Annotated in this window: 13 protein-coding genes and 1 riboswitch; of the genes, 7 read left to right on the forward strand and 6 right to left on the reverse strand. The window is 75.8% G+C overall.

All coding sequences use genetic code 11. The features are described 5' to 3' along the window. The first annotated feature begins 141 nt into the window (after nucleotides 1-141). Complete coding sequence (locus ACI79I_RS21280; protein ID WP_456994314.1) at nucleotides 142-1,047, forward strand: alpha/beta fold hydrolase; 906 nt, start codon at nucleotides 142-144, stop codon at nucleotides 1,045-1,047. Between the two features lie 180 nt (nucleotides 1,048-1,227). On the opposite strand, the gene ACI79I_RS21285 is transcribed toward ACI79I_RS21280, so the two are convergent. The 5 genes from ACI79I_RS21285 to ACI79I_RS21305 all read right to left on the reverse strand — a co-directional run bounded on the left by ACI79I_RS21285 (nucleotide 1,228) and on the right by ACI79I_RS21305 (nucleotide 5,735). Beyond that, complete coding sequence (locus ACI79I_RS21285; protein WP_456994315.1) at nucleotides 1,228-2,247, reverse strand: transporter substrate-binding domain-containing protein; 1,020 nt, start codon at nucleotides 2,245-2,247, stop codon at nucleotides 1,228-1,230. Nucleotides 2,248-2,267: 20 nt separating this feature from the next. After that, nucleotides 2,268-3,245: an ABC transporter substrate-binding protein gene (locus tag ACI79I_RS21290; protein WP_456994316.1), complete on the reverse strand. Its 978-nt coding sequence runs from the start codon at nucleotides 3,243-3,245 to the stop codon at nucleotides 2,268-2,270. Nucleotides 3,246-3,433: 188 nt separating this feature from the next. Next, nucleotides 3,434-4,231: an amino acid ABC transporter ATP-binding protein gene (locus tag ACI79I_RS21295; RefSeq protein ID WP_456994317.1), complete on the reverse strand. Its 798-nt coding sequence runs from the start codon at nucleotides 4,229-4,231 to the stop codon at nucleotides 3,434-3,436. Further along, complete coding sequence (locus ACI79I_RS21300; protein WP_456994318.1) at nucleotides 4,228-5,205, reverse strand: amino acid ABC transporter permease; 978 nt, start codon at nucleotides 5,203-5,205, stop codon at nucleotides 4,228-4,230. The genes ACI79I_RS21295 and ACI79I_RS21300 overlap by 4 nt, the downstream gene beginning before the upstream one ends. Beyond that, the gene (locus ACI79I_RS21305) at nucleotides 5,202-5,735 is read right to left on the reverse strand and encodes a GNAT family N-acetyltransferase (protein WP_456994319.1); all 534 of its coding nucleotides are present in this window, start codon (nucleotides 5,733-5,735) and stop codon (nucleotides 5,202-5,204) included. The genes ACI79I_RS21300 and ACI79I_RS21305 overlap by 4 nt, the downstream gene beginning before the upstream one ends. Nucleotides 5,736-6,046: 311 nt before the next feature. After that, a riboswitch (SAM riboswitch) is annotated at nucleotides 6,047-6,157 on the reverse strand. 218 nt (nucleotides 6,158-6,375) lie between these two features. On the opposite strand from ACI79I_RS21305, the gene ACI79I_RS21310 reads away from it, so the two are divergent. From ACI79I_RS21310 to ACI79I_RS21330, 5 genes are all read left to right on the forward strand, one after another. Beyond that, a complete protein-coding gene (locus ACI79I_RS21310; protein ID WP_456994320.1) occupies nucleotides 6,376-8,310 on the forward strand; it encodes an FAD/NAD(P)-binding protein in 1,935 nt (644 codons plus the stop codon). Between the two features lie 68 nt (nucleotides 8,311-8,378). Then, nucleotides 8,379-8,855, forward strand: a complete 477-nt coding sequence (locus ACI79I_RS21315; RefSeq protein WP_456994321.1) for a Chromate resistance protein ChrB — start codon at nucleotides 8,379-8,381, stop codon at nucleotides 8,853-8,855. Continuing rightward, nucleotides 8,852-9,283: a chromate resistance protein ChrB domain-containing protein gene (locus tag ACI79I_RS21320; RefSeq protein WP_456994322.1), complete on the forward strand. Its 432-nt coding sequence runs from the start codon at nucleotides 8,852-8,854 to the stop codon at nucleotides 9,281-9,283. The genes ACI79I_RS21315 and ACI79I_RS21320 overlap by 4 nt, the downstream gene beginning before the upstream one ends. 16 nt (nucleotides 9,284-9,299) lie before the next feature. Continuing rightward, nucleotides 9,300-10,685, forward strand: a complete 1,386-nt coding sequence (gene chrA, locus ACI79I_RS21325) for a chromate efflux transporter (RefSeq protein ID WP_456994323.1) — start codon at nucleotides 9,300-9,302, stop codon at nucleotides 10,683-10,685. A gap of 88 nt (nucleotides 10,686-10,773) precedes the next feature. After that, nucleotides 10,774-11,628, forward strand: a complete 855-nt coding sequence (locus ACI79I_RS21330) for an SDR family oxidoreductase (protein ID WP_456994324.1) — start codon at nucleotides 10,774-10,776, stop codon at nucleotides 11,626-11,628. A 22-nt stretch (nucleotides 11,629-11,650) separates the two neighbouring features. Here ACI79I_RS21330 and ACI79I_RS21335 read toward each other — a convergent pair whose 3' ends face one another. Beyond that, nucleotides 11,651-13,303, reverse strand: coding sequence for a Na+/H+ antiporter (locus ACI79I_RS21335; RefSeq protein WP_456994325.1), 1,653 nt, complete (start codon nucleotides 13,301-13,303; stop codon nucleotides 11,651-11,653). 117 nt (nucleotides 13,304-13,420) lie between these two features. On the opposite strand from ACI79I_RS21335, the gene ACI79I_RS21340 reads away from it, so the two are divergent. After that, nucleotides 13,421-13,726 (forward strand): DUF1905 domain-containing protein, encoded by a 306-nt coding sequence (locus ACI79I_RS21340; protein WP_456994326.1) that lies wholly within the window; start codon nucleotides 13,421-13,423, stop codon nucleotides 13,724-13,726. The last annotated feature ends 20 nt before the right edge of the window (nucleotides 13,727-13,746 follow it).

Below are 13,746 nucleotides of genomic sequence, written 5' to 3' on the forward strand. Positions count from 1 at the left end.
ACTGCCGGTCCGGCAGGACCGGCAGTGCACGAGCACCGCCCGCAGTGCGACCACTTGCGCGCCCTCGACGCAGCACGGTCGTTGCGGAGGCACCCACGGAGCGAGGAGGGTGACCCACGCCACTGGACGAGGGGACGCGGGATGGCGGGCGACGGCGCGGGGTCCCCCGGGGTCGGCCGCGTGGTGGTCGACGGGGTGCCGCTGGCGCACCGGGAGCTGGGATCGGGCGAACCGGTCGTCTTCGTGCACGGCGGGATCAGCGACCTGCGCACCTGGGCGGCCCAGCTCGAACCGGTCGCGACGCGGTACCGGGCGATCGCCTACAGCCGCCGGTACGCCCGGCCCAACGCCGACGTCCCGCCGGGTGCTGCCGACCCGGTGCCCGTGCACGTCGACGACCTGGTCGCCGTCCTCCGGGAGCTGGGCGCGGCGCCGGCGCACCTGGTCGGGAACTCGTGGGGCGCGATCATCTGCCTGCTCACCGCGATCGAGCACCCGGACGCCGTCCGCAGCCTGGTCCTCGAGGAGCCGCCGGTGCTGTCGCTGGTGCTGGGCCCCGGCCCGCGGCCGCACCCGGGGGTGCTCGCGCGCAGCCTGCTCCGGCACCCCGGCACCACGCTCGCGGTCCTCGCGTTCGGCCTGCGCACCTCCGCGCCGATGGTCCGCGCCCACCGGCGGGGCGATGAGGAGCACGCCTGGCAGGTCTTCGCCCGCGGCGTGCTGGGCCGGGAGGCGTTCGGGAGGCTCACGGAGGAGCGCCGGCAGCAGATGCGGGAGAACGCGACGACGCTGGCGCCGAACCTGCGGGCCGGCTTCCCGCCGCTGGGCGAGGACGCCCTCCGCGGTGTCCGGGTGCCCACGTTGCTGCTCACCGGCGCCCGGAGCCCCGTCGTCGTGCGGCTGCTCAGCCGGTGGCTGGCGACGCTGCTGCCTCGGGTCGAGCAGGTGCGGGTGCCGGGCGCGTCCCACCTCGTGCACGAGGACCAGCCCCGAGTGGTCAACGACGCGGTCCTGCGGTTCCTGGACCGGGTCCGTCCGGGCGACTGACGCCACCCCTCGGCCTGGCGCCGGTGTCCCCGCGCTGAGCAGCCCGCACGGTCGTTGCGGCCGCCATTCGGCGCGTTCCTGGTGCTCCTGCGGTGCTGCGGCACCGCGGGAGCACGAGGAGCACCGCAGGAGCGGGGACCGGGGGCGGTCGCGGGTCCCGCGCGCCCCCGGCCCCGCGGCTCAGGACCCCACGGCCGGGTTGACCACCGGCTCGTCGACCGCCTCGTCGGACAGGCCCCACCGCTCGAGGGTCCGCGCGTAGGTGCCGTCGTCGAACACGTGCTGCAGCGCCGCCTCGAACGCGTCGACCAGGCCGTTGCCCTTGAGCGAGGTCGCGGCGACGTAGGTGGTGTCGGGCCACCCGGCGTTGACCGTGCCGACGACCTCGACGTCCCCGACCGACTGCTGGTAGACGGCGTTCGGGTTCGGGCCGATGTAGGTGTCGATCCGGCCCGACTGCAGCGCCAGCAGGGCGTCCGCGGCGTTGGCGTGGTACTCCAGCTGCGCGGGCTCCAGCCCGGCGGCCTCGTTCTGCGCGTTCCAGTCCAGCAGGATCCGCTCCTGGTTGGTGCCCGAGCCGACCGCCACGGTCAGGCCCGCGATGTCCTCGGCGCCGGCGATCGACAGCCCGCTGCCGGGCTTCGCGGTGAACGCCATGACGCCCTGGCGGTAGGTGGCGAAGTCGAACAGCTGGAGCCGCTCGTTGTTGACGCCGACGTTGCTGAACACGGCCTCGAGGTCGCCGCTCTGCACGCCCAGGGGCCACTGCTCCCAGGCGACGTTGACCACCTCGAGCTCCAGGCCGAGGGACTCGGCGACGAGCGAGGCGATGTCCACCTCGCTGCCGACGACCGTCGCGTTGTCGTCGGCGAGGAAGCCCAGCGGCGGCTCCCCGGTGCCGACGACGCCGACGGTCAGCTCCCCGTCCTCGGCGATGTCGGCCGGCACGAGCGCGGCGGCGTCGGGGTCCTCGTCGGTGTGGACCCGGCCGGCCTGCTCGGGACCGGTGTCCACCTCCAGGACCGCCCCGGTCGCCCCGGCCTCCGCGGCGGCGTCGGCGCGCGCCTCGGACTCGATCTCGGCGGAGCTGGTGCAGGCGGACAGGAAGACCACGGTCGACAGGGTCAGCGCGGTCCCCACGGGGAGCGCGGCGGCCGGCCGGACGGCGCGGCGGTGGCTGCGGGTGCGGGTGCGGGTCATCGGGGGTCTCCTCGGGGAGCTCAGGCGCCCAGGCCGGGCGGGTTGGTCTCGGACCGCTCGACCGCCTCGGCGCCCAGGCCCCAGCGGTCGAGGACCTGCTGGTAGGTGCCGTCCGCGATGGCGGAGTCCAGCGCGGCGGTGAAGGCCTCGGCCAGGCCGTTGCCCTTGGCGGTGGCGACGGCGATCTCGGCGGTGTCGGGCCAGCCGCCGTTGACGGTGCCGGCCACCCGGACGTCGTCCGGGGAGACCGCGGCGCTGTAGGCGGCGGTGGCGTTGGGGCCGACGTAGCTGTCCAACCGGCCGGACTGCAGGGCGAGGACGGCGTCGTTGTAGGACTCGTAGTAGTCGATGGTCACCGGCTCCAGGCCGGCGTCGCGGTTCTGCTGGTCCCAGGCGAGCAGGATCTGCTCCTGGTTGGTGCCCGAGCCCACGCCGACGGTGAGCCCGGCGATGTCGGCGGCCTGGTCGACCTGCAGGTCGCTGTCGGCCCGGACCAGCCAACCGAGCTGGTCGACCCGGTAGGACGAGAAGTCGAACAGCTGCTTGCGCTCCTCGGTCACCGTGACGTTGGAGATGGTGGCGTCGACCTCGCCGGACCGGGTGGCCAGCGGCCAGTTGGACCAGTCGTTGACGACCAGTTCGAGCTCCAGGTCGAGCGCGTCGGCGACCAGGGTGGCGATGTCGGTCTCGCTGCCGATCACGGTCTGGTTGTCGTCGGCGAAGAACGCCAGCGGGACCGCGCCCTGGGTCACCGAGACCCGGAGCACGCCGTCGGGGAACGCGCCCTCGGGCAGCAGGGCGATCGCCTCCTCGCTGGGCGTGGTGTGGATGCGGTCCTGCTCCGGGCTGGTGTCGACGGACAGGGCGGTGCGCTCCCCGCCCTCGTCGGCGCGGGCCTGCTCCTCGATGTCGGCAGAGCTGCTGCACGCCCCGAGCGCCAGCAGCGACACGGCGGCCAGGACGGGGACGAGGCGGGCTCGTCGGGTTCGGGCGGTCACGGTGGTCCTCCTCAGGTGGGGCGCGCGGGCGCGCGCCATCGACGGGCCGCGCGGGCTGCGCAGTCCGGGGGATCGGCGGAACGGCCTCGCTGCAGTGCCCCGCCGGACCCGTCCCGGGACCCGCCCCGAGCTTGTGAAGGGTGGGGAGGACGGGGTCCTCTCACGAGGCGTCGCGCAGCGGGGTCCTCCTAGAGGACCTTGGCGAGGAAGGCGCGGGTCCGTTCGTGCCGTGGGGCGTCGAGCACCTGCTCGGGCGGGCCGGCCTCGACGATGCGGCCGTCGTCCATGAAGACCACCTGGTCGGCGGCCTCGCGGGCGAAGCCGATCTCGTGGGTGACGACGACCATCGTGGTGCCCCCTCGGGCCAGGTCCGCGATGACGCCGAGCACCTCGCCGACCAGCTCGGGGTCCAGCGCCGAGGTGGGCTCGTCGAACAGCAGCACGGCCGGTCGCATGGCCAGCGCCCGGGCGATGGCGACCCGCTGCTGCTGCCCGCCGGACAGCTGCCGGGGGTAGGCGCCGGACCGGTCGGCCAGGCCCACGCGGGCGAGCAGCTCGCGTGCCTCGGCCTCGACCTCGTCGCGGCGGCGGCCCTGCGCCGACACCGGCGCCTCCACCACGTTCTCCAGCGCGGTCAGGTGCGGGAAGAGGTTGAAGGCCTGGAACACGAAGCCGAACCGGGTCCGCTGGCGGAGGAGTTCCTTCTCCTTGAGCTCGTGCAGCCGGTCGCCGTCCCGGTGGGCCCGGCGGCGGTAGCCGACCAGTTCGCCGTCGAGCGCCACGAAGCCGCGGTCGACCTTCTCCAGGTGGTTGATGCTGCGCAGCAGCGTCGACTTGCCCGAGCCCGACGGCCCGAGGACGACGGTCACGGTGCCCGGCTCGACGACCAGGTCGACACCGTGCAGCACCTCGACCGCGCCGAAGGACTTGTGCACGCCGTGCACCTCGACGCGACCGGGACGGGTGGTCAGGGGGGCGGCGGTCACCGGGACACCTCGGAGCTGGGACGGACCCGGGCCAGGCCCGCGGTCAGGTTGGCGCGCAGCCGCTGCAGCGGCGTGGGCGGGAGGGTGCGGACGGCGCCGCGGGCGTAGTAGCGCTCGACGTGGTACTGGACCACCGTGACCACCGTGGTCAGGACGACGTACCAGACCGCCGCCACGACCAGCATCGGCAGCACCCGCTGCGTGCGGCCGTAGATGACGCTCACCGTGTAGAAGAGCTCGCCGAGGGCCAGCACGTAGACGATCGAGGTGCCCTTGAACAGGCCGATCACCTCGTTGACCGCCGTCGGGACGATCGACCGCATCGCCTGCGGCAGCACGATCCGGGTGGTCTGCCGGCGCCGCGGGATGCCGAGGGAGGCGGCCGCCTCCAGCTGCCCCTGGTCGACCGAGAGGATGCCGGCCCGGACGATCTCGGCGGAGTAGGCCGCCTGGTGCAGGCCCAGGCCGAGGATGGCGGCGCCGAACTTGTCGATCAGCGAGAGCGTCTCGACGCTGGCGAACGAGGGGCCGAACGGGATCCCGAAGTCCAGGGACTGGTACAGGTAGGCGAGGTTGTACCAGAGCAGCAGCTGCAGGATCAGCGGCACCGAGCGGAACACCCAGGTGTAGCCCCAGCTGACCGCCTGCAGCAGCGGCGACCGGGACAGCCGCATGAGCGCCAGCACCGTGCCGAGGGCGAAGCCGAGGACGGCGGTGATCAGCGTCAGCTGGATCGTCGTCCAGACGCCGCGGACGATCGACTCCTCGGTGAGGTAGGCGGCGACGACGTCCCACTCCCACCGGGGGTTGGTGACCAGCGAGTTGACCACCATCGCCAGCAGCACGGCGACGACGGCGGTGGCCACCCAGCGGCCGAGGTGCCGCGCCGGCACCACCGTCAACTGGTCGTAGGGCGTCCCGGACGGCCGGGGAGCGGCGGTCTCCGCGGTGGGCCGGGGCACGAGCGTGGTCATGCGGGGTCTCCCAGGGACTTCTCGAAGGCGTACCCGAGCTGGCCGGGGGGCAGGGTGCGCAGGGTCGCCAGGTCGGTGGGGCGGGGGACGGCGGGGTCGAACAGCGGCGTCCAGCCGGCGGCCAGGTAGAGGGCCCTGGCCTCGGGCTGGCGGGGGCCGGTGGTCAGGTACATGCGGGTGTAGCCGCGGCCCGCGGCCCGGGCCTCGAGCTCGGCGAGCACCCGGCGGGCCAACCCCCTGCGGCGGTGTGCAGCGGCGGTCCACATCCGCTTGACCTCGGCGGTGCCCGGGTCGGCGTGCCGGCGGTAGGCACCGCCGGCGACCGGGGCGCCGTCCTCCAGCAGCAGGAGCAGCTCGCCGTGGGGCGGGAGGAACTCCGCGGCGGGGTAGCGGGTGAGCTCGGCCGCCGCACCGCCGTACAGGTCGCCGTAGCGGCTGTCGTACTCGTGCAGCAGCTCGGCGAACAAGGGCGCGGCCAGCGGGTCGTCGGGGTGGACGGTGACGACGGCCAGCCCGGGCGCGGCGGTCACCGGGCCACCCGCGAGGGAGGGTGGACGACGCCGGGCAGGGGGGTGCGGGACATGCGGGTGCTCCCAGGGACGAGCGGGTGGGGGTGCGCGGGCACGCCGCCGGCACCGCGCGGGGGGCGGTGGACAGGAGCGGGCGGTGCCGCGGGACCGGCCGGAGCCGGTCAGGAGAGGGAATGCCTCAGCGACAGAGGGCGCTGTCGGTACGCAGGAGGTCGATCGTGGGTCGGCCGACCAGGACGGTCGAACGGTCCCGCACGCTCGGCGTGCTCCGGCAACTCACTGCTGGTGCTCCTCGGTCAGAGCCCGGGAGGGCTGCGGACTTGCGGACGCGGGCGCGTCCGCCAGGTCGTCACCCGGGGCACCCCGTCGCAGCGGAGGGTTGCCGGCCAGCGAGCCGGGGCTTGGTGCTGGCACTCAGGACCTGGCCGGGACCATAGGCGGCGAGCCGCCTACCCGTCAATCCCGATCGATTTGGTAGACATTGCAGCGGCGCACACCGAGGTCCGGAGGGAGGAGGCGGCGTGACCCGACCGGAACTGGCGCAGCGACGGCACGTCGACCTGCTCCGCACCTGCAGCGCCCTGTGTCCGGCGGACTGACCGCCCCCCGTCGTCCGACCCCGGCACAGGAGCGCTCCCGCATGTCCCTGCCCGATCCCACCCGCCTGCCCACCCTGTGCATCGTCGGCGCCGGCCCGACCGCCGTCGGCGTGCTCGAGCGACTCGTCGCCTCCGCACCCGAGCTGTCGGCCGGGCCCCGGCTGCAGGTCCACCTCGTCGACCCGTTCCCACCGGGTGGCGGCCGGGTGTGGCGGGCCGCCCAGCCGGAGCTGCTGTGGGCCAACTCCCTGGTCGGCGACGTCACCGTGCTGCCCGACCCGTCGGTCGTCGTCGACGGCCCCGTGGGCGAGGGGACGACGCTGTGGGACTGGGTGCGCGACGTCGCCCGGGACCGGCCCGCCGGCGACCCGGTCGGGCGGGAGGCCCGCCGGCTGGGGCCGGCGTCCTTCCCGTCCCGCCCGCTGGTCAACGCCTACCTGGGCTGGGTGCTCGAGCGCGTGGTCGCCGGGGCTGCGCCGTGGCTCGACGTCCACCTGCACGCCACCCGGGTCGTCGACGTGGCCGAGGGGCCCGACGGTGCCCGGGTGCGGCTGGCCGACGGCGGCGTGCTCGCCGCTGACGCCGTCGTCCTCGCGCAGGGCCACCTCGAGGCGCGGCCGACGCCGGCCGAGCGCCGGGTGGCCGCGGCGGCGGCCCGGGCCGGCCTGACCTACCTGCCCACCGGCTACACCGCCGACCTCGACCTCTCCGCCCTCGCGCCGGGGGAGGACGTGCTCGTCCGCGGGGCCGGGCTCGCCTTCGTCGACCTGGCGGTGCTGCTGACCAGCGGCCGCGGCGGGCGGTTCCGGCGCGCGGACGACGGCCGGCTGCGCTACCTGCCTTCGGGCCGGGAGCCGGTGCTGCACGTCGGATCCCGCCGCGGCGTCCCGTACCGGTCGAAGCTGGCCTACCCGTGGGCGGGGCCGCCGGTTCCGCTGCGCTTCTTCACGCCGGCGGCCGTCGACGCCGCCTTCGGGCCGGACCGGCCGCTGGACCTGCGCACCGACCTCGCCCCCCTGATCGAGCGCGAGCTCGGCTGGGCGCACCACACCGAGCTGTTCCGCGCCCACCCGGAGCGGACCGCCATGCCGTGGGACGAGTTCGCCGAGGCCTGGGCCGCGGCGGCCGGCCCCCGCGCGGAGCGCGCGCTCGTGGCCCGCGCGGTCCCCGACCCGCTCGACCGGTTCGACCTCGCGGCGCTGGACCGCCCCCTGGCCGGGCGGTCCTTCCCCGACCGGGCGACCCTGCAGGAGTCGGTGCGCCGGCACGTGCGCGCCGACCTGGCCCGGGCCGCCGACCCGGCGCACAGCACCGACGCCGCCGTCTTCACCGCGCTGCTGCAGTGCCACGGCACGATCGCCGGGCTGGTGGCCGCGCGGCGGCTGACGCCCCGGTCGGAGGCCGAGGACGTCTCCGGCTGGTGGATGAACCTGTTCAGCTACCTCGCCAGCGGCCCGCCCGGCCCGCGGCTGGAGGAGCTGCTCGCGCTGTCTGAGGCGGGGGTGGTGCGCTTCCTGGGCGCGGACACCGTGGTGGTGCTCGACGAGGACGCCGGCGTCTTCCGGGCGCACTCGTCGAGCGTCCCCGGGGTCGTCGAGGCGCGGGCGCTCGTGGAGGCCCGGCTGCCCTCACCGGACGTCTCCGCCACCCCGGACCCGGTCGTCGCCGGTCTGCTGCGCCGCGGCGAGGGGCGCGAGCGGGTGCTGCCCGACCCCGCCGGGCCGGGCGGCGTCCGGCGCACGGGTCGACTGGACGTCGATCCGAGCGGCCGGCTGGTCACCGCGGACGGCACCCCGAGCGAGCGGGTGTCCGCCGTCGGCTTCTGGACCGCCGGCGCGCAGGTCGCCGCCTTCGCCCGGCCACGGACGAACGCGCCCTTCTTCCGCCAGAACGACGCCCTGGCCCGCGACCTGTGGCGCCGGCTGACCGCCGACGCCGCACCCGCCCTCGCCGCGTCCACCGTCGGCGCCGCGTGACCCGCACCCTCCGGGTCGCGACCCGCTGACCGCTGGACGCGGCGCTGCAACCATGGTTGCATCAACGCATGACGCCCGGCGAGTGGGTGCTGCTGTCCTACCGGTTGCCGCGCGAGCCCTCCGGCCCGCGGACGACGCTGTGGCGGCGGCTGCGCCGGCTCGGCGTGGCCCAGCTCGCGGACGGGCTGGTCGCGCTGCCGGCCGACGCGCGCACCCGCGAGCAGCTGGAGTGGCTGGCCGAGGACGTGCTGGCGGCGGACGGCACGGCGGGGCTGTGGGTGGCCCGGCCGGCGTCGGTCGCGCAGGAGCGGGAGCTGGCCACCCGCATGGCCGAGGCGCGGGCCGAGGAGTACCGGGCGCTGGCCGCCGAGTGCCGGGCCGCCGCGACCGGGGCGGCGCCCGACCGCGCCCGGGCGCTGCGCCGGCTGCGCACGGAGTTCCGCGCGATCGGGCGCCGCGACTTCTTCCCGCCGCCCGAGCGCGAGCGGGCCGCCGCCGCGCTCCGCGAGCTCGCCGCGGCCGACGCGGTGGAGGTCGCGCCGTGAGGTGGGCGACCCGTGCCGGGGTCCACATCGACCGCGCGGCCTGCGCCTGGCTGATCCGGCGCTTCCTGGACTCGGCCGCCGAGTTCGTCTTCGTCGCCGACCCCGCCGAGGTGCCGGCCGATGCCACGCCGTTCGACATGCGCGGGGTCGAGCTCGGCCACCACGGCGGCGACTGCTCCTTCGAGACCATCCTCCGCCGCCACGACCTCACCGACCCGGTGCTCTGGCGCATCGCCGAGGCCGTCCACGAGGCCGACCTCGACGACGGGCGGTTCGACGCACCGGAGGCGCCGGGGCTCGACGTGCTGCTGCGCGGCCTGTCGATGACCGGCACCGACGAGCGGACCCTCGCCGTCTCCGGTCCGCTGTTCGACGGGCTCTACGAGTACCACCGCCGCCGCCTGCTGCTCGGCCGCGAGCCGGCCTGACCCCCCGAGGACGCCCATGGGATCCGACAGCCCCGCCCGGCCCCAGGAGCAGACCGTCGTCCCGTTCCGGACGGCGGTCCGGACCTGGTTCCTCATCTCGCTGCAGACCTTCGGCGGCCCGGCCGGCCAGATCGCGGTCATGCAGCGGACGCTGGTCGACGAGCAGCGCTGGATCGGCCAGCGCCGGTTCCTGCACGCCATGAACTACTGCATGCTCCTGCCCGGCCCGGAGGCGCAGCAGCTGGCCACCTACGTCGGGTGGCTGCTGCACGGCTCCCGCGGCGGGCTGGTGGCCGGGGGGCTGTTCGTGCTGCCCGGCGTCGTCGCGCTGCTCGTCCTCTCCGCGGTCTACGTGGCCTTCGGGACGACGACGGCGGTGCTCGCCGTCTTCGCCGGCCTCGCACCGGCGGTGCTCGCCATCGTCGCGCAGGCGGTCGTCCGGGTGGCGAAGCGCGCGGCGGACAGCCGGGCGCTGGTCGGCATCGCCGTGGCGGCGTTCCTCGCCCTGGCGCTGTTCGCCGTCCCCTTCCCGCTGGTCGTGGCGCTGGCCGGGGTGGCCGGCTGGGCGCTGGGCCGCTGGCGGCCGTCCGCCCTCCCGCAGAAGGCGGCGGCCGAGGGCCCGGACGCCGGACCGCCGCCGGTCATCTCCGACGACGTCCTGCACACCGAGGCGCCGTCGGGCCGGCGCACGCTGCGCGTCCTGCTCGTCGGGCTGCTGGTGTGGGGCGTGCCGGTGGCCGCCGCCGCCCTGCTCACCGGCGCGGGCAGCGTGTTCACGCAGCAGGGCGTGTTCTTCTCCGGCGCGGCGGTGGTCACCTTCGGCGGCGCGTACGCGGTGCTGGCCTACGTGGCCCAGCAGGCGGTGGAGGTCCACGGCTGGCTGGGGCCGCGGGAGATGGTCCGCGGGCTGGCGCTGGCCGAGACCACGCCCGGGCCGCTGATCATGGTGGTGCAGTTCGTGGCGTTCCTCGGCGCCCACCGCGACCCGGGGTCCCTCGACCCGTGGGTCGCCGCCGTCCTCGCCTCGCTGCTGGTCACCTGGGTGACCTTCGTGCCGAGCTTCCTGTTCGTCCTGCTCGGCGCCCCGTACATGGAGCGGCTGCGGGGCAACCGGTCGCTGTCGGCGGCGCTCACCGGCATCACCGCGGCGGTCGTCGGGGTCATCGCCAACCTCGGGGTCTTCTTCGCGGTCCACACGCTGTTCTCGCAGACGGTCGACGTCGACCGCGGTCCGCTGCACCTGGAGCTGCCCGACGTCGGCACGCTGCGGCCGGTGCCGCTGGTCATCGCCCTCGTCGCCGCCGTGCTGCTGTTCCGGCTGAGGTGGTCGGTGCTGCGCACGCTCGGCGTCTGCGCCCTGCTCGGCCTGGCGGCCGGGCTGGCGGGGCTGCCGGTCACCTGACCGGGCGCGGGGGAATCGCCGGGGCGCCCCCCGGGTTCGGGACGTCGCACGGCGCGCCGCGCCGTCCCCACCCGCAGGAGGTCCGCGCATGTCCGTCGTCGTCACCGGAGCCACCGGCTCCCTGGGCCGCCTCGTGGTCGAGGAGCTGCTCACCCGCGGGGTCGCTCCCGGCGACGTCGTCGCCGGCGGCCGCGCGGTCGAGCGGCTGGCCGACCTGGCCGACCGCGGCGTGCGGACCGCGCGGATCGACTACGACGACCCCGCCACGCTCGACGCGGTGCTCTCCGCGGGGGACGTGCTGCTGCTGGTCTCCGGCAGCGTCCCGGGCGTCCGCGTGGCGCAGCACCGGGCCGTCGTCGACGCCGCGGTGCGCGCCGGGATCGCCCGCATCGCCTACACGAGCATCCTCGGCGCCGACGACAGCCCGCTGCCGCTGGCGCCCGACCACCAGGCCACCGAGCGGATGGTCCGCGACAGCGGGCTGCCGTTCACGCTGCTCCGCAACGGCTGGTACACGGAGAACCACGCCTCGGGGCTGGCGCAGGCCAAGCGCACCGGCGTGGTCGCCGGCAGCGCGGGCGACGGCCGGGTCGCCAGCGCCACGCGCGCCGACTACGCCGCGGCGACCGCCGCCGTGCTGAGCGCCGAGGGCGCCCAGAACGCGGTCTACGAGCTGTCCGGTGACACCGCGTGGAGCTTCGACGACCTGGCCGCCGCCTACGGCGAGCTGCTCGGCCGCGAGGTCACCCACCAGCGGCTCACGCCCGAGGAGCACCAGGCGGCTCTGGAGGCCGCCGGACTCGACGCGGGGACGGCGGGCTTCGTCGTCGCGCTCGACGGCGGCATCCGGGCCGGCGCGCTCGCGCGGACGACCGGGGACCTCTCCCGGCTGGCCGGCCGGCCCACCACCCCGCTGGTGGAGGGCCTCCGCCCGTTCGCGTGAGCGACGCGCTGCCGGTCTGCCCTCAGCGGCGGGCCGGCAGGCGGCCCTCCTCGTGGTCGAGCTCCCGCTCGAGCCGGCGCAGGCCCTCGTCGGGGAGCCGCCCCACGTCCCGCCAGTGCACCAGCTCCTCCCGCTGCGCGGCGAGGACGGCGCGGCGCACCCGCAGTGCCGCCTCGTACTCCGGCGACATCGGCACCTCGCCGCCCTCGGCGCCCTGCAGCACGTCCAGCCGCCTCCGGTAGCGGTCCAGCCGCGCCTGCAGCTGGGTGCGGATGGTCTCGATGGCCTCGTCGTCCACGTCGTCGTGCTGCTCGGCGGCCAGCTCCTGCAGCCGCCGCAGCCCCGCCTCCACCGACGCGGCCCGCGCCTCGTTGCGCAGCCGGGCCTGGTCGGCCTCGTCGGCGCGCAGGCCCAGCGCCCGCACCAGCGGGGCGAAGGTCAGGCCCTGGCCCACGAGCGTGACCAGGACGGCGAGGAAGGCGCAGAACAGCAGCAGGTCCCGGTCGGGGAACGGGGCGCCGGACTCGGTGGTCAGCGGCAGGGTGAAGATCGCCGCCAGGCTGATGACGCCACGGGTCCCGGCCCAGCTGAGGACGATGATCTCCCGGCCGGACAGCCTCGTCCGGGTGGTGGTCGGGTCGTCGTCCTCCCCGGCGACGTCCTCGCCGCCGAGCCGGGTGTGCAGGGACTGCGGCAGGTGCTCGGTCAGCCACAGGAACAGCGGGCGGAGCAGCAGCACCACGCCGACGGTGATCAGCGACGCGGTGACGATCGTGCCGGTGTCGTACTCGCCGAGCCCCCCGATGACGGCGGGCAGCTGCTGGCCGATGAGCAGGAAGACCACGCCCTCCAGGAGGAAGTCCACCAGCCGCCACACCGCCTCGGTCTGCAGTCGGCTGGCGCCCGAGGCCCAGCTGGGGTTGTTGTGGCCGATGACCAGGCCGGCCACCACGACGGCCAGGACGCCGGACACGTGCACGGTCTCGGCCAGCAGGTAGGCGACGAACGGCGTGGCCAGCGACACGGCGTTGGACGACAGCGGGTCCCGGCGGATCCGCCGCAGCGGCCGGACGCCGTAGGCGACCGCCATCCCGGCCGCGACGCCCCCCGCCGCGGAGACGACGAACTGCCCGACCGCCGCCGGCGTGGAGAAGCCGTCGCCCTGTGCGGCGGCGACGGCGACGGCGAGCAGCGTCAGCGCCGTCGCGTCGTTGAGCAGCCCCTCGCCCTGGATGAGGGTGATCAGCCGCGGCGGCAGCCCCACCCTGCGGCCGACCGCCAGGGCGGCGACCGGGTCCGGTGGCGCGACGGCCGCGCCCAGCGCCAGGCCCGCGGCCAGCGTGGCGCCCGCGACGAACAGCGCGAAGCCGATGCCGATGACCACCGCGGTCACGAGCACGAGCAGCACCGACAGGCTCACCACGGTGCGCAGGTTGCGGCGGATCGCCGTCAGCGAGGAGTCCAGCGCCGCGCTGTAGAGCAGCGGGGGCAGCACCAGGGTGAGCACCACCTCCGGGTCCAGCACGAGGTTGGGGCCCGGTAGGTAGGCGTAGGCGATGCCGGTCAGGGTCAGCAGCGCCGCCGCCGGCAACCCCGTCCGGTCGGCGAGCCAGCGGACCGCCACGATGACCGCGACCGCGGCCAGGACCAGCAACACCACGGTCTCGACGTGCACCTCCGCATCCTCCCCGCGCCCAGGCCGGGCGGCCCGCGCAGGTCGGCAGGGCGCGGCGATGAGTTCGGCCGCACTCGCCCGTCCAAGCCGGTGGGACGACCCGAGAGGACGGCGACCATGAGCAGGACGTCAGAGACGCAGAGCGGGCCCCTCCCGCTGGACGTGGAGTTCACCGCGGTGCTGGTGCGCAGCCCCTCGCAAGGCGGGTGGACCTACGTGCAGATGCCGGGGTCGGCGGAGTTCTTCGGCACCCGTGGCCTGGTCAAGGTCCGCGGCACCGTGGACGGCCACCCCTTCCGCAGCTCCTTCATGGCCCTCGGCGACGGCACCCACAAGCTGCCGGTGACCGCCGAGGTCCGGACGGCGATCGGCAAGGAGGTCGGCGACGCGGTCACCGTCCGGCTGGAGGAGCGCCTCGGCTGACCTCCGGGTCCCGGCCGCGC

This window comes from Geodermatophilus sp. SYSU D01105 (assembly GCF_054050095.1).

Bases quoted from the DNA above. Each gene is read 5' to 3' on its own strand.
- ACI79I_RS21280 (WP_456994314.1), top strand. From the start codon at position 142: ATGGCGGGCGACGGCGCGGGGTCCCCCGGGGTCGGCCGCGTGGTGGTC.
- ACI79I_RS21285 (WP_456994315.1), bottom strand. From the start codon at position 2,247: ATGACCCGCACCCGCACCCGCAGCCACCGCCGCGCCGTCCGGCCGGCC.
- ACI79I_RS21300 (WP_456994318.1), bottom strand. From the start codon at position 5,205: ATGACCACGCTCGTGCCCCGGCCCACCGCGGAGACCGCCGCTCCCCGG.
- ACI79I_RS21310 (WP_456994320.1), top strand. From the start codon at position 6,376: ATGTCCCTGCCCGATCCCACCCGCCTGCCCACCCTGTGCATCGTCGGC.
- ACI79I_RS21315 (WP_456994321.1), top strand. From the start codon at position 8,379: ATGACGCCCGGCGAGTGGGTGCTGCTGTCCTACCGGTTGCCGCGCGAG.
- chrA (WP_456994323.1), top strand. From the start codon at position 9,300: ATGGGATCCGACAGCCCCGCCCGGCCCCAGGAGCAGACCGTCGTCCCG.
- ACI79I_RS21330 (WP_456994324.1), top strand. From the start codon at position 10,774: ATGTCCGTCGTCGTCACCGGAGCCACCGGCTCCCTGGGCCGCCTCGTG.
- ACI79I_RS21340 (WP_456994326.1), top strand. From the start codon at position 13,421: ATGAGCAGGACGTCAGAGACGCAGAGCGGGCCCCTCCCGCTGGACGTG.